At 72.4% G+C, this 19,976-nt stretch carries 14 protein-coding genes; 7 read left to right on the forward strand and 7 right to left on the reverse strand.

Features of this window, described 5'->3' with window-relative positions; translation table 11 throughout:
- Positions 1-3: 3 nt before the first annotated feature.
- Positions 4-2,544, reverse strand: a complete 2,541-nt coding sequence (locus tag AB0O15_RS21135; RefSeq protein ID WP_364320844.1) for a glycosyltransferase — start codon at positions 2,542-2,544, stop codon at positions 4-6.
- Positions 2,545-2,672: 128 nt separating this feature from the next.
- Between AB0O15_RS21135 and AB0O15_RS21140 the strand changes: the two genes are divergently transcribed.
- A complete protein-coding gene (locus AB0O15_RS21140; RefSeq protein ID WP_364320847.1) occupies positions 2,673-3,677 on the forward strand; it encodes an alpha/beta hydrolase in 1,005 nt (334 codons plus the stop codon).
- 49 nt (positions 3,678-3,726) lie between these two features.
- A complete protein-coding gene (locus AB0O15_RS21145) occupies positions 3,727-4,854 on the forward strand; it encodes a Fic family protein (RefSeq protein WP_364320850.1) in 1,128 nt (375 codons plus the stop codon).
- Between the two features lie 76 nt (positions 4,855-4,930).
- On the opposite strand, the gene AB0O15_RS21150 is transcribed toward AB0O15_RS21145, so the two are convergent.
- From AB0O15_RS21150 to AB0O15_RS21160, 3 genes are all read right to left on the reverse strand, one after another.
- Positions 4,931-5,986: a glycoside hydrolase family 43 protein gene (locus AB0O15_RS21150; protein ID WP_364320853.1), complete on the reverse strand. Its 1,056-nt coding sequence runs from the start codon at positions 5,984-5,986 to the stop codon at positions 4,931-4,933.
- A gap of 87 nt (positions 5,987-6,073) precedes the next feature.
- On the reverse strand, positions 6,074-7,885 hold the full coding sequence (locus tag AB0O15_RS21155) for a GGDEF domain-containing protein (RefSeq protein WP_364320856.1): 1,812 nt from the start codon (positions 7,883-7,885) through the stop codon (positions 6,074-6,076).
- Between the two features lie 41 nt (positions 7,886-7,926).
- The gene (locus AB0O15_RS21160) at positions 7,927-9,348 is read right to left on the reverse strand and encodes an alpha/beta hydrolase (protein WP_364320860.1); all 1,422 of its coding nucleotides are present in this window, start codon (positions 9,346-9,348) and stop codon (positions 7,927-7,929) included.
- A gap of 101 nt (positions 9,349-9,449) precedes the next feature.
- Between AB0O15_RS21160 and AB0O15_RS21165 the strand changes: the two genes are divergently transcribed.
- Genes AB0O15_RS21165 through AB0O15_RS21185 form a run of 5 tightly spaced genes read left to right on the forward strand, consistent with a single transcriptional unit; the run spans position 9,450 to position 15,824 of the window.
- Entirely contained in the window at positions 9,450-10,469 is a 1,020-nt protein-coding gene (locus tag AB0O15_RS21165; RefSeq protein ID WP_364320863.1) for an arabinan endo-1,5-alpha-L-arabinosidase, read from the forward strand.
- Positions 10,470-10,472: 3 nt separating this feature from the next.
- Positions 10,473-11,117, forward strand: coding sequence for a 4a-hydroxytetrahydrobiopterin dehydratase (locus AB0O15_RS21170; protein WP_364320866.1), 645 nt, complete (start codon positions 10,473-10,475; stop codon positions 11,115-11,117).
- A 57-nt stretch (positions 11,118-11,174) separates the two neighbouring features.
- Positions 11,175-12,629 (forward strand): D-glucuronyl C5-epimerase family protein, encoded by a 1,455-nt coding sequence (locus AB0O15_RS21175; RefSeq protein ID WP_364320869.1) that lies wholly within the window; start codon positions 11,175-11,177, stop codon positions 12,627-12,629.
- Positions 12,630-12,674: 45 nt separating this feature from the next.
- Positions 12,675-14,300, forward strand: a complete 1,626-nt coding sequence (locus tag AB0O15_RS21180) for a glycosyltransferase family 4 protein (RefSeq protein WP_364320872.1) — start codon at positions 12,675-12,677, stop codon at positions 14,298-14,300.
- Positions 14,301-15,824, forward strand: a complete 1,524-nt coding sequence (locus AB0O15_RS21185) for a glycosyltransferase family 4 protein (protein ID WP_364320875.1) — start codon at positions 14,301-14,303, stop codon at positions 15,822-15,824.
- A gap of 180 nt (positions 15,825-16,004) precedes the next feature.
- Here the strand turns inward: AB0O15_RS21185 and AB0O15_RS21190 are convergent, their stop codons facing one another.
- The 3 genes from AB0O15_RS21190 to AB0O15_RS21200 all read right to left on the reverse strand — a co-directional run bounded on the left by AB0O15_RS21190 (position 16,005) and on the right by AB0O15_RS21200 (position 19,943).
- On the reverse strand, positions 16,005-18,077 hold the full coding sequence (locus AB0O15_RS21190) for a glycosyltransferase family 1 protein (protein ID WP_364320878.1): 2,073 nt from the start codon (positions 18,075-18,077) through the stop codon (positions 16,005-16,007).
- Positions 18,074-19,432, reverse strand: a complete 1,359-nt coding sequence (locus tag AB0O15_RS21195) for a glycosyl transferase (RefSeq protein ID WP_364320881.1) — start codon at positions 19,430-19,432, stop codon at positions 18,074-18,076. The genes AB0O15_RS21190 and AB0O15_RS21195 overlap by 4 nt, the downstream gene beginning before the upstream one ends.
- A 67-nt stretch (positions 19,433-19,499) precedes the next feature.
- Complete coding sequence (locus tag AB0O15_RS21200) at positions 19,500-19,943, reverse strand: SRPBCC family protein (protein WP_364320884.1); 444 nt, start codon at positions 19,941-19,943, stop codon at positions 19,500-19,502.
- Positions 19,944-19,976 lie beyond the last annotated feature (33 nt).

Below are 19,976 nucleotides of genomic sequence, written 5' to 3' on the forward strand. Positions count from 1 at the left end.
GGCCTACGACTCCAGGAAGCCGGCGAACGCCTGGGCGGTGCGGCGCCCGTCGTGGGTGTCGCGGGCGTACGCGGCCGATTCGAAACCGATCTTAGCCGTACGGGACGGATCGTCCAGCAGCGACTCCAGCGCCGCGCCCAGGGTGTCCGGCGTGGCGTTGACGATCGGCGGCTGCACGCCCGCGGCCGCGTGCACGCGCTCGTCGAGGTAGCCGACCACCGGGCGACCGGCGGCCATCGCCTCGACCGCGAGCGTGCCGTACGACCCGACCGCGAACTGGTCGACCACGATGTCGCAGGACTTGACCATCTCGCGGATCTCGTCCCAGCTGACCCGTTCGGCCAGCACCAGCTCGATGGCGCCCTTGTCGTGCAGGCGGTTCAGGGTCGGCAGGATCCGGTCGGTGCCCTTGGTCCAGCGCTGCGACGGCCCGTGCAACACCTTGGGGCGCGGCCGTTCCATCACCGGCACGTCGCTGGCCCAGGCGTCCACGTCGACCACCAGCGGCGCCCAGGTGGCGGTGGGCAGGTCGTCGAGCAGGTCGGGGGTGGTGACGAACAGCGGCAGCCCGCTCGACTCGGCGATCCGCTTGTTCCGGTCGGCGTTCGCGGTGAACTGCCGCATCCGCCCCTCCGGCACGTCGTGGAACAGCGAGAACTTGTGGATGCGCAGGTGCCGGGCCGGGTGCCGCAGCTCGCTGCCGTGCGCCAGCAGCGCCACCCGGATCCCGGCGCGCCGCAGGGCCGGCAGGTCACCCTCGATCGTGTTGCCGTTGAGCAGGCCGAAGACCGGCAGGAAGGCGTCCGCGATCAGGTGCGTGTAGCGGCCGAGGATCCGCTGCATCTGCGCCACCTGGGTGGTGAGCTCGCCCTGCTGGTCGACGTCCAGGTAGACGTCGGCCGGGAAGGTGAACGAGCCGCTGTGCTGCCGCATCGACACCTCGGCGGTGACGTCGGCGTGGTCGCGGCAGATCGCCTGGGCGAACGCGGCGAGCTGGCCGGCGTAGTTGGCCACGCCCAGGCCCAGCCGGACCCGGGACGCCGCGTCGAGCGGGCGCCACCGGCGCGGCAGCTTGGCCACCTGGGCGGCGCCGGCCCGGCGGGTGTCCTCGCCGGCCGTCCACGGCAGATCCGGTCGCGGGGCCTCCGGGGCGCGCGGGGCGATCCGGCGGTACAGCTCGGTCAGGCCGGCCGCCTGGTGCTCCCACGACATCTCGGCCAGCAGCGGCTCGGTGATGTGGGCGGCCAGCTCGGCGCGCCGGGCCAGCGCGGACCGGACCGCCGCGGCGAAGGCGGCCGGGTCGTTCGCGGCGGACACCTCGCCCACGTCGTGCGTACGGACGAACTCGGCCGGCGTGGGCACGTCGCCGACCACCACCGGGAGGCGGGCGTGCAGGTAGTCGGCCAGCTCGGCCTCGCTGCGGCGGGAGCAGATCAGGCCCAGGTCGGCGGTGGAGAGATAGTCGGGCACGGCCTGCTGCGGCGCGTACGGGATGACGTGCACGCGGTCGGCCACCTCGAGCTGGCCGGCCTGGGCCAGCACGGCGGTCCCGTCGCCGGCGATGACGGCCAGGTGGACGCCGGTCAACTCGGTCAGCGCGGCCACGGCGACACCGAGGTCGTGACCGTGGGCGCAGACCAGCAGGGGCACGTCGTCGGGCAGGTCACACGTCGCGCGGACCGACGGGCTCGGGTCGGCGGCGCCGATCGTGTCCCGGATCGGCGCGTCCCGGACCACCAGCGGCGTCTCGCGCAGGTGGTAGTCGCGGCTGAGCAGGCCGGCGATCTCCGGTGACACCGCGACCACGGCGTCGGCGTGCCGGATGAAGCGCCGCTCGATCTCCCGATACGCCCGCCGCGCCGCCGGCTGCCACGACTCGACGCCCGGCACGTACTCGTGGGCGTCGTACAGCCAGGCCACCTTCTCACCGCGGCCGCGCATCCGGGCCGCGCTCAGCGCCGCGGTGTGGATCATCGTGATGTCGTTGGCGTGGATCAGGTCCGGCTTGAGCTCCTCGATCACCGGGCCGAAGACCAGGTCCAGGTCGACCAGCGACGGGCAGTCCCGCCGCCAGTCACCGGTCGGCTTGCCCGCCTGCCGCTCCTGCCAGCGGAACGCCTTCATCCGCATCCGATGCATCACCCGGCGGCTCCGGACGACGGCGCCGAGCGCCTTGCTGAGCGGCAGCCGCACCGCCACCGACGGGCCGCGGCCACCTGTACGCAGCGTGCCGATCCGCGCGGTGGCCTGCCGCAACCAGGCCTGATGCGCGGCACGCACGCTCTCCCGGGTGTGCCGATGCGACTGGAGCAGCAGTGGGAGCACCCGGGGCCCGCGGGAGTGCGCCGCGTACGTCGTGGTCATCGGCAGCCGGATCATCCGTACGGCGCCCATCATCGACTCGACGCGCCGCCCGCGCCCACCCGCCCCGAGCAGCGTCACGTCCCACCCGGCCCGGGCCGCGGCGATCGCCGTCCGCTGCACCCGGGAGTCACCCGTGATGCCGTTGGCGACGATCACCAGGAGGCGTGGCGCGCTCGTCATAAGTAGTGCCTTTCGCATTTACCGGGCAAAACAACCGACGGGACTCTACCCGCCATAACGGACAACGAGTCAGCATTGCTCTCCGCTCCTCCCACCGGGGACCACGGATGGCGCTAGGGTTCGTTCTCGTGAAGCGGCTTCTGCGCGGCGTTGCGCTGGTGGCGGGTGCGGCGCTCGTGGCCGCCGGCGTGCGGACCGTGCTCGCGAAACGCCGGGCCATCGGCCCCGTCCCGGCCGACCTGCGCCACCCGGTCCTCTACGCCCCGTTCCAGATCACGTCCCGGACGATGGTGCGGGCGATGGCGCGCATCCCGCTCCCCGCCGGCCCGGTCGAGGCCGGCGTCACCGTCGACCGGCGCCCCGGCCCGCCCGAGGTCTTCGTCTATCAGCCCTCGGCCCGGGCCCTGCCGTCCGGCGCGGTGCTCTACATCCACGGCGGCGGCTTCGTCATCGGCCACCCGTCGACCTACCACCCGATCTGCAGCCGGATCGCCGCCGACCTGGGCGTCCTGGTGGTCAGCGTCAACTACCGCAAGGCCGTCGGTCACCCGTTCCCGGCCGGCCTGAACGACTGCTTCGACGCCCTGACCCGGATCCACGCCCAGGCCGAGGCGCTCGGCGTCGACCCGTCACGCATCGCCGTGGCCGGCGACAGCGCGGGCGGCGGCCTGGCCGCGGCGGTCGCCCAGATGGCCTGCGACCGCGACGTGCCGCTGGCCTTCCAGGCCCTGATCTACCCGATGCTCGACGACCGCACGGTGCTGCGCCAGGACCACATCGGCACCGGCGAGCTGGTCTGGACTCCCGCCTCGAACCGCTTCGGCTGGACCGCTTACCTGGGCCACCGCCCCGGCGCCGAGGAGCCCCGGCCGTACGCGGTCCCGGCGCGCCGCGAGAACCTGAAGGGCCTGGCCCCCGCCTGGATCGGCGTCGGCGACCTCGACCTGTTCCACGCCGAGAACGTCGAGTACGCCGGCCGCCTCTCCCTCTCCGGCGTCCCCACCGACCTGGTCGTGGTCCCCGGCATGTACCACGGAGCCGACAACTTCCTGGCCGACCGCGCCCCCTCCATGATCACCTTCCGGGACAGCATGCTGGCCGCCCTTCGCAAGGCCATCGCCACCCGCCCGTAGATGCCATAATAATTTCCGCATCATGCGGTGATCATTATATGATTGCCGAATGCTTTACGAGATCGCCTTACTGCGAAGTGAGGACCGCCGCGTGCTCGCCGAGATCGACGAGCTGTGGGACGCGCTTCGCTATCAGGTGGCCGAACCGCGGCGCTGGACCGGGCAACTGCGCCGCAACCTGATCGCGCACGCGATCCAAGGATCGAATTCGATCGAGGGATATCAGACCGGGCTCGACGACGCGGTCGCAGCTGTCGCTGGCGAAGAACCGATGGACACCAATCCGGACACTTGGGACGTGATCATCGGTTACCGGGACGCGCTGACCTATGTGCAGCAATTGGCGCGCTCGCGGGAGTTCGTCTGGCACCACATGCTGCTGAACGCGCTGCACTTCATGATGATGAAGCAGGATCTGAGCCGCTGGCCAGGTCGTTTCCGACCGGGTGACATCTTCGTGGACGAGGCGCGGACGGGCCGCCGGGTCTACACCGGACCGGAGGCCGACGATGTGCCGCGCCTGGTCGGCGAGTTGGTGGAGTGGCTCTCGACCGAGGCGGCCGGCCTGCCGGTCGTCGTGCAGGCCTCGATGGCCCACCTCAACCTGGTGAAGATCCATCCCTGGCGGGACGGCAACGGCCGGATGTCCCGCTGCCTGCATACCCTGGTGCTGGCGCGGAACGGCGTCCTCGCGCCGGAGTTCTCGTCGATCGAGGAGTGGCTCGGAACCGGCCGCAACACGTACGCCTACTACGACGCGCTCGGCACGGTCGGCGGGCCGGTGTGGGAACCGGAAGGCGAGACCGGCGCGTGGATCAGGTTCTGCCTGAGTTCGCATCACCAGCAGGCCCAGCTGGTCCGGCAGCGGATCGATCAGGCCGGGAGGCTCTGGGACCTGCTCGAGACGTGGGCCGCCCGCAAAGGAATGGATGAGCGCGTCGTCAGCGCGTTGCAGCTCGCGGCGACCGGCGGACGCGTGCGTCGGACGGTTTACCAACACGACGAAGATCTGACCGACGATCAGGCGACACGCGACCTACGCGCGCTCGTCGGCGCCGGGATGCTGGAACAGCGTGGTCAGACTCGCGGCCGGTTCTACGTCGCTTCGCCGGCGTTGCGGGAACTGGCCGCGCCGGCGCTTCAGCCGCGGGAGATCCGCGATCCCTACGCGACCTGACGGCGGAGGGGTGAGGGAGGCCGTCCGCGAACGGGCGACCTCGATTTGGCCCGTGCCCTCGAGGGCGGGCGGCCGGTCACTCGAAGAACTTGAGACCGAACCCGGTGTCGGTGTTCGGGCCCGGCACGTTCGCCCGGCTGTAGGTGACGTTGCCCCACCAGCAGAACGTGCCCGTGTACCAGTAGCGGTTGGCCCACGAGTACGGCGTGCCCTTGGGGACCGCGTGGAACATCAGCGGGAACCGCGGCCCGGCCGGCGGGCTGGTCGCGATGTCGCCGTTGAGCAGCACGAACGTGTGGTGCCCGGGCCCGTTCACGTTCACCGTCGGGTCCCAGCCGGCCATCATCGTGTTGCGGTTCGAGCCGAACAGGCAGCCGTTCGACTTGTACCAGTCCCACACGTACGTCGGGTCGCCGCCGGCCCGCAGCCGCAGGTCGGCGATGCAGTACTGGTCGCTCCACGAGCCGTTCGCCGAGTACGTGATGTGCAACTGCCCGTTGGGGTCCCGGATCGGCTCGGGCCCCTCGTTGATGAACGGGTTGCCGACGACGCGTTCCCACGACTCCCGGGGCTGGCTGATCACGTAGCGCGCCCCGGTCGAGGCGCTCGGGCTGCTCATCCGGGCGATGTACAGGTTCTGCTCGACGTTGGTGTCGCCGGCCCAGCCGGACCAGACGAACCAGCGCTGCCCGTTGAACGTGAACATGCTGCCGTCGATGGCCCACCGGTCGTCCGGCAGCGCCACCTTCGTCTCGGCGCCGTAGCCGGCGGCCGCGCTGGTCGAGCTGATCACGTACATCCGATGGGCGGCGCTGCGGCCCCCCGAGAAGTGGATGTAGAACCGGCCGCCCTCCATGGAGAACTCCGGCGCCCAGATCTCGCCCAGGTTGCGGGTGTCCGACCAGACCTGCCGGGCGGTGGCACCGGCCAGGCCGTCGGGGGAGGAGGCCGAGCGGACGCTGATGCCCCCGCCGGTCGACTGCACCGAGTGGTAGGTGCTGCCCACCCGGAGCACGCTGGGATCGGCCGCGCGCATCACCTGCGCGGCCTCGGCGGATGGTGCGGTTCGCACGGCGGCGAGCGCCGCGACGGCGAGAAGAGCGATGACGATGGGTACGCGGGGAAGCCTCATTTTGCACTCCACGGTGGCATGGGGGATCCGAGAGAGCGTTTCCACGAGCATCCGCGTTCAACGTTGTAAAAGTCAAGCCTGTCAATATTATGAGGTCAGGGCCTTTTCGCTGTACATCGCGGCGTCGGCGGCGGCCAGGAGCGAGTCGGATGTCGGGTTGGTGAGGGCGCCCGCGACGGCAACCCCGATGCTCACCTGGACGGTGACCGAGACCGGCTTACCGGGCGTGGCGGCGGGCGGCAGCGTGGCGGCGGGCGGGAGCGTGGCGACGCTGGCCGGCGCGGCAGCGTGGGGCGGTGCGGTGGTGTGCGGCGATGCGGCAGCGTGGGGCGATGCGGTGGTGTGCGGCGATGCGGCAGCGTGGGGCGACGCGGTGGCGGCGAGTGGGAACGCGATGGCGTCGGGTGTTGCGGCGACGAGTCGTGGCGCGGCCGCCTCGATGAGGTCGCGCGGGGGCAGGGTCGGGTCGCCCGGCCAGGATGGGTCGTGGGGCGAGGTTTTCAAGATCGACTTCGCGGGCGCGGGCCCCGCCGCCACCCCCACCCCGTTCACTGGGTGGGCGAGAATGTAGCTCGGAAGGGGAGGCTCGGCTTGTGGCTGTCCACAGAAGGTGGGTGCTGTGGACAAGACGATGGGCTCTTCGATCGCCTGGCGCAGGCGCTTCGTGAGGCCGGCCGCCCCGGCCGCCGTGGGGGAGACCACGACGAATTCGTCGCCGCCCAGGCGGGCCACCGTCTCGGTCGCCCGGACCGTCGCCTGCAGCCGGCGCGCCACCTCCACCAGGACCCGGTCGCCGGCGGCGTGCCCGTACCGGTCGTTGATGGGCTTGAAGCCGTTGAGGTCGAGGAAGTGCACCACGGGACCGCCGCCTGAGGCGCGACCTAACGCCGTGGTCAGCCGGTGGTGCAGCTCCTGGCGGTTGATCAGCCCGGTCAGCTGGTCGTGGGTGGCGCGGTGGGACAGGGCCGACCGGCCGCGTTCCTGGGCCCGGACGACGAGCATGAAGCGGGTCAGCACGATCGCGGTCAGCAGCACCATCGCGGTCATGATCTCGGCCCGGCCGAGGACGGTGTCGCTGATCTGCAGGTCGGTCAGGGACGGCAGGGCCAGCAGGGAGACGCCGAGGAAGACGACGCGGCCGGGGTGGAGGCGTTCGTCGGCGTCGAGGGTGGCGGGCTCGGCCAGGCGGGCCGCCGACGGGTGGCGCAGGGCGGCGGCGAGCAGGCTGTTGGCCAGCAGGAGCAGGCCGTCGAGGCGGGAGTCGTCGAAGCCGGGGAACCAGTACGGGGTGAGCGAGATCGTGACGTCACCGAAGAACGTGATGGTCAGCGCGGCGACCAGGTACCGGGTGGGGCCGCTGCGGCCGCCGGGGGCGAGCACGAGGAGGGCGCCGGCGACGAAGAACAGCACGTCGCCGAAGGGGTAGAGGATGCCGAGGATCTGGGCCGGCCCGAAGTCGTCCGCCACGATGGCGGGGCTGATCAGGAACCGCCAGAACAGCGTGGACACCACGACGGTCATGGCCAGCCCGTCCAGCACGGCCTCGCGGAGGCGCCCGGGCGCCCGCAGCCGGACGAGCTGAATCAGGCCGGCGGTGAGCAGCGGATATCCGGCGATCCAGAGGGCGTCGGCCGGCGAGGCTTCGAACGCCTGGTCGAATCGCCAGCTCAGGAACGCGTCCAGCAGGTCGCCGGCCAGCCAGGCGGTCAGGGCGGAGGCGATCAGCGCGTACGGGAGGCGGGCGCGCCCGGTCTGCCGGCGCACGCCGAGCCACGCCAGCACCACGAACAGGGCGAACCCGACGGTGTAGGCCGTGCCGGCGAAGGACCAGCCCAGGAACGTCGGCAGGCCCGCGATCACGGCGATCGCGGGCACCGCGACGGTGGGCAGGCGCTTCACCCTCTCCCTATCGGCAGGCGGAGCCGTTACTCAAGTAGGCGTCAGGTGGGAGGCGGGCAGATCGACGATCGGGGCACGGACGACCCGAGCAGATAGGACGTGACGAGATGGTCGAGGCAGGCGCTGCCGGCCACCTTGTAGACCGTGTGCCGGTAGACGCCCTGGACGGTGACCGACGACGAGCCGGTGAGCCGCTGGCGCATGGCGAGCTGCCCGGGGTACGGCGTGATCGGGTCGTGGTCGGCCCCGACCACCAGCACCGGCCGGTCGTTGCGCAGGTCGGTCGGCGGCTCGGTCCCGCGCACCGGCCAGAACGCGCACGGCGAGATGTTGCGGGTGAGCGGCCCGAAGAACGGTTCGGCCCGGCGGTGGGCGGCGATGTCCCGGTAGTAGCTGTCGGTGTCGCGGGACGCCGGCCGGTCGGCGCACAGGATCGGCGTCCCGTACCGGTCGGAGGGGTTGCCCACGCCGGTGTAGAAGCCGCGCAGGAACGCCTCGAGCGACTCCGGCAGGGCGCCGGTCTTCCCGAAGAACGTCAGCTCGGTGGAGATCGTCTCGTAATCGGGCTGGGCCAGCCGGCTGAAGAAGTACGCCGGGAGCAGCGACTCGTCCACCCGGTAGGAGCCGACCTGCCGCACCTGGTGCAGCCGGTCGACCGTGGCCAGCACCGCCGGGACGGTGGCGCCCAGGTGGTAGGTGTCGTCCCGGGTGGCGGCGGAGGCGGCCCACCGGACCAGCGCGTCCCGCATGGCGGGGGCGTTGCGCGAGAACAGCGACGGACCGTAGACGGCCGGGTCGACCGCGCTGTCGAGCACGAACCGGCCGGCGTGCGCCCCGAACATCTGCAGGTAGACGGCGCCGAGATAGGTCCCGTACGAGAAGCCCAGGTAGTTGATCTTCGGTTCGCCCAGGGCGAACCGGAGACGGTCGATGTCGCGGGCGGTGTTGCGGGTGGTGGCGTGCGGCAGCCGGCCGGTGCCCCCCGCGCAGCCGGCGGCGAGCGTCCGCATCAGGGCCACGCTCCGGTCGTACGAGCGCCGGTCCGGTCCGGCCGACCGCACGAAGGTGTCGGTCTTCCAGTCGCACTCGATGGCCTCGCTGCGACCGGTGAACCGCGGGTCCATCCCGATCACGTCGTACTGGGCCAGCAGTTCGGGGAAGAGTTGCGGGGCGAACGCGGCCAGCTCCAGCCCGCTGGCCCCGGGACCACCCGGGTTGACCAGCAGCGCGCCGCGCCGGTGGGCCGGATCGGTCGCTTTGATCTTGGTGATGGCCACCTTGACCGAGCCGGCCGAGGGCCGCTGGTAGTCGACCGGCACGGTCAGCGTGGCGCAGGTGGCGCCGGCCTCGGTCAAGGCCTTACCGAGCTGGTCGTCGCCGCACGCGCCCCAGGAGAGCGACGACGACGATGCAGGCGGGGCCACCAGCGACACGAGGGTCAGCAGGAGTGCGAAGAATGGCATGACTGAGACGGTAGAAATCGGCGGGCTTCGACGCACTGGGGCTGAATATCGAGCTCAGGTAGGGCTAGCCCTACCTCGGGACGGAGGTCCACCCTGGATTGATGTTCGCGTTGAAGGCGGTCGCCGCGGCCCTGCTGAGTCTCACCATGCTCGGAACACCGGTCGGCGGCCCGGGAAGCGGTCAGGAACGTGGCAAGCTGCCGATGACCGGCGCCATCGGCGACTTCGTGCCCGGCGTGATCGACGACCCGGTGCACGACCCGACCGTCTTCGCCGACCGCGGCACCTACTACGTCTTCTCCACCGGCGTGCTCAACCCGGCCGACCCGGGCGGCATCTTCGCCCGCCGCTCCCGCGGCAAGCTGGCCGGCCCCTGGGAGTCGCTCGGCGCGATCGCGCTGCCCGGGTGGACCCGTGCGTACGGCGTGAGCCATCTCTGGGCCCCGCATGTGGTCCAGCGCGGCAGCTGGTTCTACCTCTACTACGCCGCGTCGTCCTTCGGCACGAACACCTCGGCCATCGGCGCGGCCCGGACCCGTACCCCGGGCATCTTGAGCTCCTGGCACGACCTCGGCCCGATCCTGACGAGCGACGGGAGCAAGAACTACAACGCGATCGACCCGATGGTCTTCAACGACGGCCGGCAGTGGTGGATCACGTTCGGCTCGTTCTGGGACGGCATCAAGATGCAACGGCTCAAGGACATGACCACGCCGTACGGGCCGGTGCTGGACGTGGCCCGGCACCCGCAGAACCCGCCCGACCCGATCGAGAACCCGCAGATCTTCCAGCACGGCCGGTACTGGTACCTGCTGGCGTCGTGGGACTTCTGCTGCCAGGGCGTGAACAGCACGTACAAGACCGTGGCCGGGCGGGCGACCCGGCCGGACGGGCCCTACCTGGACCGGGACGGCAAGCCGCTGGCCCGGGGCGGCGGCACGATCGTGCTGGCCAGCCGGGGCAACCAGATCGGCACCGGCGCGCCCGACGTGATCTTCACCCACGGCCGCTGGTACATGGTCCACCACTACTACGACGCGAACGCCGGCGGCGTGATCCGGATGCAGATCCGCGAGATCGAATGGGACCGTGCGGGCTGGCCGCGGTTCTCCGAGAATTAGCGGATGACCAAGCTGACCGGTGACGAGATCGCCGACCAAGGGCTGACCGGCTGGACCACCATGCTCGGCGGCCTGCAGACCCGCATCGCCACCAAGGACTTCGCGGCCGGGCTGGCGCTGGTCGACGCGATCGGCGCCGCCGCCGAGGCGGCCGACCACCACCCCGACCTCGACCTGCGCTACACCCACGTCGCGGTCCGGCTGCGCAGCCACGACGTCGGCGCGATCACCGGCCGCGACATCCGGATGGCCCGGAAGATCACCGAGATCGCCGCGGCGGCCGGCCTGGCCACCGAGAACACCACCGTGTCGCGCCTCGAGTTCGCGCTGGACAGCCCGGCCAAGGGCCGGGTCATGCCGTTCTGGGCCGCGGTGATGGGGTACGAGACGGCCGAGGACGACATCACCGATCCGTACGACGCGCTGCCGGCGTTCTGGTTCCAGGACAGCGGCGACGAGGAGCCACGTCAGCGCTGGCACCCCGACCTGTGGCTCGACCCGGAGCAGGTGCGGCCGCGCATCGCCGCCGCCCTGGCCGCCGGCGGCACCCTGGTCAGCGACGCGGAGGCGCCGAGCTTCTGGGTGCTGGCCGACCCGGAGGGCAACAAGGTCTGTCTGTGCACGTGGCAGTCCCGCGGGTCCCTCTAACGGATTACCGCCCCGCGTTCGCCGGTCGGAAAAGCCCCGGTGCACGAGTTTGTACGGGTGAGACCAATCGTGGTTCTGCTGACCGTTTTGTCCACCCTGATCTTCCCGGGACGAGCAGAAGCAGCCACCACGTTCGGGCCCCGGGAAGCCGGCGTCAACGCCTGGCCCTACCACGACGGCGGCCAGCTGCCCAAGAAGTACACCGGGGTGGTCGACAACCAGGGCGTACGCATGTTCGTGCACCCCGGCATCACCGGCGGCCGGAAGATGAACCACCCGGTCGCCCAGGCCCAGTACGGCCTGGCCCTGGTCAACAACTACCGGCGTACGCACGACTCCTGGTACCTCGACCTGGCCCAGCGGCAGGCGCGGCGGCTGGCCGACACCCACGTCGACGCCCGGGGCGCCTGGTACTTCCCGTACCGCTTCGACTTCCCGCTGAGCTCGGGCATCGGCCTGACGATGAGGGCGCCCTGGTATTCGGCGATGGCCCAGGGCCAGGCCACGTCGCTGTTCATCCGGCTGGCCAAGGCGACCGGCTCGGCCGAGTGGCGCCGGGCGGCCGACCGGGCGTTCCGGTCGCTGCAACTCGGCTACGCGGCCGGCGTCCCGTGGGCGACCCACCGGGACGCGGCCGGGCGGCTCTGGCTGGAGGAGTACCCAGGGCCGAACCCGGCGACCTCGGCCCGGGTGCTGAACGGGCACATCTTCGCGATCTACGGCGTTTGGGACTACTGGAACGTGACCCGCTCGCCGGCCGCCGCGGCGATCTTCAGCGAGGCGACCCGGACCGTCTACACGTACCTGCTCCGCGGCTTCCGCAACCCGTCCTGGGCCTCCAGCTACAGCCTGCGCGGCGACGTGCCGAGCGAGAAGTACCACAACATCCACGTGAACCAGTTGCTGCATCTGCACGCGCTCTCCGGGCAGCCGGTCTTCGCCGCGATGGCCGAGATCCTGCACGGCGACTTCACCATGGCCCGGGTGACCGCGACCATCCGGTTCTCCGGCGGCACCCACGTCGGGGTCGCCTTCCGCAGCACCACCGACGGCCGAGTAAGGGCCCGGCGCGGCCTCACGCTGGGCCGGGCGTCCAGCGCGCCGGTCGACCAGCGCCGCCGGATCGGCGGGCAGCCCGGCTTCTGGTACCACGTGACCAAGGGCGCGCTGGCCGGCTTCTGGGTGCAGGAGTTCCCCGGCCGGCGGTCGACGACCGGACCGATCGCCACCTTCCCGTACCTGACCAGGCGGACCGCCGTGCTGGCCAAGGGATCGCATCTGGTCTATCGGGCGTCCGGCCCGAGCGTGGCCCGGGTCAGCGCCACCTCGGAGGCCGGGATCGTGCGGCTGGGCTGGGTCGACGGCCGGCGTGCGGTGCTCGTGTCGGCCGGATCGCTGCGCGGGCTGTGGCTGGTCGTGACACCGCGGACCACGTTCCGGATCGCGGAGGGCGACGACCACGATGAGGTGATTTGCGGCGTTTCCTGTGAGCGGGTGGCCCCGTTGGGATGAGCATGCCTGCGGAACCGTGGGCCGCCGATCCGTGGGAGTGACGACATGACCGTGACGATGAACGAACCGCTCGGCGGGGTCTCCGATCCGCCCGGCGCGCCGCGCGGCACAGTGGTCATGCTGGTCGACAACGCCGTCGACGGGGACTCCCGGGTGCAGAAGGCGGCCCGCTCGGCGGCCGCCGCGGGCTGGGACGTCACGCTGATCGGGGTGTGCGCGCCGTCCGCGCGCAAGGTCGCCTGGAAGATCGGCGACGCCCAGGTCAAGCTGGTGCCGACCCGGCGACCGCTGTTCACCCACCACTCCAAGCTGCGCTGGTCGCCGCGCCGGCCGCTGGCGTACTCGAGCACCGCCCTGGCCGCGAACCGCCGGCAGACGGTCGCCGCGCGTGCCGGTGACGTGCGCTTCCGGCTGGCGTCGGTGGCCGCGAAGCGCCGCGGCGGAGGCGGGCGGGTGGCCGAGCTGGCCGGCCGGCTGCGGCTGCTGCCGCTCCGGGTCCTGATCAAGTTCCAGGACCTGTGGGTACGCCTCAGAGCACGCGAACTGAGGCGCCTGACCGCCGCCCGGGAGAACCCGAAGGCCCCGCTGACCCGGGCGTCGATCGTGCTCTGGCGCACCCTCCGCGGCCAGCGCTCGTGGCGCACGCTCGACCCGAGCCTGTGGGACATGGAACTGGCCGTCGGCCCGGTCCTGGACAAGATGCGCCCCGACATCATCCACGCCAACGACTACAAGATGCTCGGCGTCGCCGCCCGGGCCAAGGTGCGCGCCGCCGCCCGCGGCCGCACGGTCCAGCTGGTCTGGGACGCCCACGAGTACGTGCCCGGCCTGGCGCCGTTCCCCGGCTGGCCCGGCTGGCTGCCCGCGCAGGTCGCCCACGAGCGTGAGTACGCGGTGCACGCCGACGCCGCGGTCACCGTCTCGCCGGCGCTGGCCGAACTCCTCCGCGTCGAGCACGGCCTGCCCGAGCTGCCCGCCGTCGTGATGAACTGCCCGACCACGCCGACCGGCCGCCCGGCCCGGAACCTGCGGGCCGACTGTGGCATCGACGCGACCACCCCGCTGATCGCGTACGGCGGCGGGCTGTCCGTCGCCCGGAACACCATCCTGCTGGTCGAGGCGCTGACCGACCTGCCCGGCGTACACCTCGCCCTGGTCTCGATCCCGCCGAACGGCCGCCGCGCCGCCGCCGACGAGCACCTGGCCCGCGCCCGCGAACTGGGCGTGGCCGACCGGGTGCACGCCCTGCCCTACGTCCCGCACGACGAGGTGGTCACCTACCTGGCCGCCGCCGACGTGGCCGTCAGCCCGCTGCTGCACCTGCCCAACCACGAGATCGCGCTGAGCAACAAGTTCTTCGAGTACGCGCAGGCCCGCCTGCCGATCGTGGTCAGCGACTGCCGCACGATGGCTGCCACGGTCCGGGAGACCGGGCAGGGCGAGGTCTACCCGGCCGGCGACCGCGACGGCTACCTGCGGGCGGTCCGCGCGGTGCTGGCCGACCCCGGGAAGTACCGCGCCGCGTACGCCCAGCCCGGCCTGCTCGACGGCTGGACCTGGGAGCGGCAGGCGATGGTCCTCGACGCGGTCTACGCCTCGCTGATGCCGGTGGCCGGCGCCGCCCCGCGCATCGTCGCGCAACCCCGGGGAGGTTCCGCAGTTGAGGTGTAGGTGACGTCTCGCGGCCGCGTGGTGATGCTCGTCGACAACGGCGTCGAGGGCGACTCCCGGGTGCAGAAGCAGGCCCGCTCGATGGCCGAGACCGGCTGGGACGTGACACTGATCGGCCTGACGGCGGTGGGCAGCGCCCGCGAGCGGTGGATGGTCGGCCGGGCCGAGGTGCGGCTGTACGGCATCCGCGCGCCGCTGCGGCACCACTGGTCGACGTTCCGGCGGTCGTGGCGGCGGCCGCTCGCGTACCCGCCGGGGCCGACCGCGGGCTACCGCCTCCAGCTGGTCCGCGCCCGCCGCGCGGACCTGGTCACCCGGTTCGGTGAGCTGGCCACGGACCGCCCGACACTGATCCGCCGCGCCGGATTGTTACGAAGCCGGGTCGCGCTCAAGGTGCTCAAGCACTGGACCCGGTTCCGCCACCAGGAGCTGCGGCGGCTGGAGGCGGAGAGAGAGAACGAACTTTCTTTTTCGCACCGCGCCGCGATCGCCTGGTGGACCGCGACGCGCGGGGTGCGCAGCTGGCGGCGGCTCGACCCGGCGCTCTGGGACTACGAGCTGGCCCTCGGCCCGATCGTGGACGACCTGGCGCCGGACCTGATCCACGCCAACGACTACCGGATGATCGGCGTCGGCGCCCGGGCCAAGCTGCGCGCCGCCGCCCACGGCCGCACCGTGCGCCTGGTCTGGGACGCGCACGAGGACGTGGCCGGGATGCCCCGCCGCCCGGGCCAACCACGCTGGTTGCCCGCCCAGATCGCCCACGAGCGCGAGTACGCCCGGCACGCCGACGCCGTCGTCACGGTCTCGCCCGCCCTGGCCGACCTGCTCCAGCAGCGCCATGGCCTCGCACGGACGCCGGCCGTGGTGCTGAACTGCCCGGATGCTCCCGATGCCGAGCCCGACGGCAAGCTGCGGGCCGACTGCGGCATCGGGCCGGACACCCCGCTGATGGCCTACTGCGGCGGGCTCACCGCGGTACGCGGGGTGGACCTGGTCGTCCAGGGGCTGCCGCGGCTTCCGGGCCTGCATCTGGCGTTGGTCTCGCTGCACCCCAACGGGAGCCGGGCCGGCGCCGACCCGATCGCTTCGCTGGCGGCCGAACTCGGCGTGGCCGACCGGGTGCACCTTCTGCCGTACGTGCCCCACGACCGGCTGGTCCCGTACCTGACCGCCGCCGACTGCGCCGTCAGCCCGCTGCGCCACCTGCCCAACCACGAGATCGCGCTGAGCAACAAGTTCTTCGAGTACTCGCAGGCGCGGCTGCCGCTGGTGGTCAGCGACGTGCGGGCGATGGCGGCCACGGTCCGCGAGACCGGCCAGGGCGAGGTGTACGACGCGGATGACGTGCACGACCTCGTCCGGGCGGTCCGCGCCGTGCTGGCCGAGCCCGCTGGCTACCGGGCCGCGTACGAGAAACCGGGGTTGCTCGACGGCTGGACCTGGCGCGCGCAGGCCGGCGTCCTCGACGACGTCTACCGCGAGCTGCTGCCCGCGCCGAGTCGTCCCCCAGTTACCGACTAGTTGGTAGGTAGGACCGCGAGCTGCTGCCCGTGCCGGGGTCGCCCCCCAAGTTACCGACTAGTTGGTAGGTAGGCAGGACGGACCGTGAGCTGCTTCGCGCGTTAGGTCGCCCCTTGTTACCGACTAGTCGGTAGGTAGGACGGCGAGCTGCTCTTCGCGCCGGGCCGCCCCGGTTACCGACTAGTTGGTAGGTAAGCCCGACACCCCGAACAACCGGTCGTAGGCCGAGGCGGTCACCGACTGGTCCCAGGTGGCCATGGCGTGCGCCGCCGCCTCGGCGCCGGCCTTCCGCCACGCCTCCTCGGTCGCCGTGGCGGCCAGGATCCGGGCTGCCGCCGCGGCCGGGTCGGCCGCCACCCACTCGGGCGGGAACAGCTGGGCGGCGGCGCCCGGGAAGAACGGCCAGTCCCGGACCACCGGCACCGCGTGGCTGGCCGCGCCCTCGGCGAGTCCCCAGTGGAAGCTCTCCCGCACCGAGCTGCTCAGGACGGTGCCGACCTCGGTCAGCGCCCGGGGCACGTCGTCGGTCTGGCCCAGCCGCCGGACCGCGCCCACCGGCTCCAGTTCGGCCAGGTCCTCCTCGTAGGCCCGCCGGTAGCGCCGGGCCGCGGCGCTCGTGTCGCCGCGCAGGTCGGCCCCGATCAGCAGCAGGTGGTAGCGCTCGTCCTCGGTCCGGAGCCGCCGCAGCACGTCGATCGCCCAGCGTGGGTCCTTGGCGATCGCGCTCACCCCGATCAGGCCGAGCGCGAAGCGGGCCGACGGCGGCTTGGGCCGGGCGAAGCCATTCAGGTCGGCCGGGTGCGGCAGGACCCGGGTGCGCGGGCCGCCCGGCTCGTCCAGGCCGGGCAGGATCGACCGGGCGTAGCGGCGCAGGTGCTCGGAGACGAAGACCAGGTCGTCCACCCGGCTCAGGTCGGCCAGCTGGGGCCAGATGTCGAAGACCTCGAAGCTGTGCAGCCGTACGACCACCCGGGTGCTCCCCGGGTCGAGCAGCGTGAGCAGCCCGGCGGCGGGGGAGAACCAGTCCACGAAGACGGTGTCGGCCCAGTCCAGGTGGGGGCGGAGCGCCTCGGCGACCGGCGCCACGTAGTCCGGGGCGCCGCCCAGCACGTGCTCGGCGTACTGCTGCGGTTCGATCGCCGCGCTCTCCAGCCGCTCGTCGGCGTGCACGTTGACGCAGCGCACCTCGACGTCGTCCCGGGCGGCGTACCGGTCCCGCAGGACCTTCAGGAAGTTGTCGTTGATGCGGTAGAGGAACAGCAGCCGCGCCGGGCGGTTCTTCGGAACGGGGGCGGGCCGGCCGGTGCGACCTCTCGGCGCGGCCAGCGCGCGGCAGGTCGCGCTGCGGTGCCACGGGGCGAGGAACGCGGCCGGGTCCTCGGCCGCCGGTGAGGTCAGCGAGTCGTAGTGCAGGACCCGGTGGAAGAGCAGCTTCGCGGCCCGCTGCACGGCCGCGGCGGCCGGTCCGGGGGCCGGACCGGTCAGCAGGGCGTCGGCGTCGGCGAGCTCGGCCGCGGCGGCTTCGTGCAGGTACGTCGGGATGCGCCCGGCGGTCAGCTCGTTCAGGGCCGGCGTGCTGAGGAAGCGGGCGCGGCGCCGGGGCTGCGGCACCCGGCGGACGGCCGCGGTGAGCGTGGTGCCGGCCTGGTCGGCGTACCCGGCCCGGGCCATCCCGTCGGCCACCCGGCGGGCCAGCGGCAACCGGGCCCGGGCGGGCATCGGGAGGCTGGTCAGGGCGCTGCTCCAGGCCACCCGGCCGAGGCGGGTGCCCTGCACGGCCGAACCGGTCGCGTGGCGGGCGGCGGCCCGGCCGTACCCCTTGACCCGGCGCGCGACGGCTTCCCGTACGTACCCGACGGAAGGACCGCGGACCAGCAGCCGCCGCACCCGCAGGCCCATGCCGCCGGCCGCGCGGGCCTCGACGCGGCGCAGCGCGGGGGTGAGGCCGAGCACCGCGTCCGCGCCCCGATGCCGCCGGGCCAGCTGCCAGACCGTGTGCACCGCGACCGCGTCCAGGGCGACCAGCACGTCGGCCCGGGCCGCCGCCGTCCGCAGCTTGCCGTCGCCCATTGCCCGCCACCACAGCTTCTGGCCGTTCGTGCCGGGCATCGTGCGGTAGCGCCGGGAGTACGCGAGGTCGTCGCCCACGATGAGCGTGACCGCCGCGCCCGCCTCGGCCAGCCGGCGCATCGACTCGGCGAGGACGGCCGGGCGTCCCGGCGCGGCCGCGGCCACCACCAGCACGTTGATCATGCGGCTGCCCTCTCCCGCACGGCCTCGCTCAGCCGGGCCACGGCCGGGGCGATCTGCGCCGCGCGTTGGTAGCGGGCGGCCGTCCGCCGGGCCTCGGCGCGTTGTTCCGGGGTGGCGTCCAGGGCCAGGCGGGCGGCCCGCCGGATCCGCTCGGCGATCGGAGCGGCCACGCCCGTCCACAGCGGGTTGCCGCTGAGCACGGTGCAGGCGTCGTGGTCGGCGTCGTGCACGGAGAGCACCGGCAGCCCGCTCGCCGCCACCTCGTAGACCTTTCCCGAGGTGACGTAGCGTCCGCCGACCAGCACCAGGGCGAGCACGTCCCAGCCGCCGTACGTCTCGGCGACCCGCGTCTTGGGCACCGCGCCGCCGAACCGGACCCCGTCGCCCGCGGCCGCCCGCAGCAACTCGACGTGCGCGGTGTCCTCCCGGGTCGCGCCCGCGCCGATGTGCCCGCGGAAGTCCAGCGTCGCCCGCGCGATCAGCGGGTCGGCGGCGCGGGCGGCCCGCCAGGCGTCCAACATGGTGGCCAGGAAGTCCGCCTTGAAGTTGACCGAACCCAGATAACCGAAGATCAAATTCGCCGGGTCCGGGGTACGCGTCCGCGCCGGAACGCTGTCCGGATCGAATCCGTTGCGGACGACCTCGATCTTCGGGCCGAGCTCCGGATAGCGCGCGCGGTAGTGGTCGGCGATCGGCTCGTTCACGCACCAGAACTTCGTCGCGCCGCGCAGCAGCCGGGCCTCCCAGCGCCCGGCCTCCGAGTCCGGCGGGAACGCCTCGGCACCACCGATCACGTCGATCGACCAGCCGTCCCGGAAGTCCACCGCGTACGGCACGCCGGCCACCTCGTGCAGGCGCAGGGTGGCGGCGATGTTCACGTACGGGACGCAGGTCGTGACCAGCAGGTCGGCCGGGTCCTTCCGGTGCAGCTCGAGGATCGCCTCCTCGAGGACCGGGCGCCAGCCGCCGAACACCGGCTCGGGGAACACGGTCAGGTCCTTCGCGCGGCGCTCGCGGATCCAGCGGGCCGGGTCCAGCGACCGCTCCTTGGAGAACTGCCGGAGGTCGGTGAGCAGATCGTCGCGGACCAGCGGCAGCTCGACGATCCGGATCGCCGGGTGCACCGCCTCGGACAGCGTGTGGTCCAGCCCGAACTCCCGCTCCCACGACTCCTGCCGGATGGTGATGACGGTGACGTCCCAGCCGTACGCGTACAGCTGGTTGGCGGTCTCCCGCATCCGGTACGCGCAGCTCTTCGCCGCCGGTGGGAAACCGATCGCCAGGTAGTAGGCGTGCGGGCGGCCCTCGGCGCGCCGGCGGGGGCCGGTCAGCCGCCAGCCGGATCGGACTCTCATCGGGCGTGCCTCTCGGTCGCGGACTCTGCCGCATGGCCTAACTCCGCACGCCCCGGTCGGTAACTGCCTATGTCTCGAGGGCCGGTTGCAGCACCTCGGCCAGCCGGACCGCGCTCTGGTTGCCCAGCTTCTCGAACTCGGCCTTCACCACCGGGGTGGCCAGCTTCGCCACCCCGTGCATCTCCAGATCGAGGTGGTAGGTGATGTGGCTGCCCGGCGGGATCGGCACCACGGTGAAGGTGCCGGTCGCGGTGGCCGTCTCGTTGCGCCCGATGAAGACCAGCCGGTCTGTCTCGGCGTGACACAGCGTGTACGTCAGCTCCGAGGTCACGCCCAGCACCCGCGACTCGTTGCGCCACCGGCTGCCGACACCGATCGGGCCGGCATCGATCCGCTCGCTCCGCCGCGTGGCCGGGTCCCACTCCTCGGTATGCCGGAAATCTCGGAGGTACTCGAGCACCGCCTCAGCCGCCGCGTTAACGCCGAAGGACCGCACGACGACGATACTCATCGCCCAAGGGTAGAGGGCGGCTCCGGAGAACCG

Source organism: Actinoplanes sp. NPDC089786 (assembly GCF_040684855.1).
GTDB lineage: Bacteria > Actinomycetota > Actinomycetes > Mycobacteriales > Micromonosporaceae > Actinoplanes.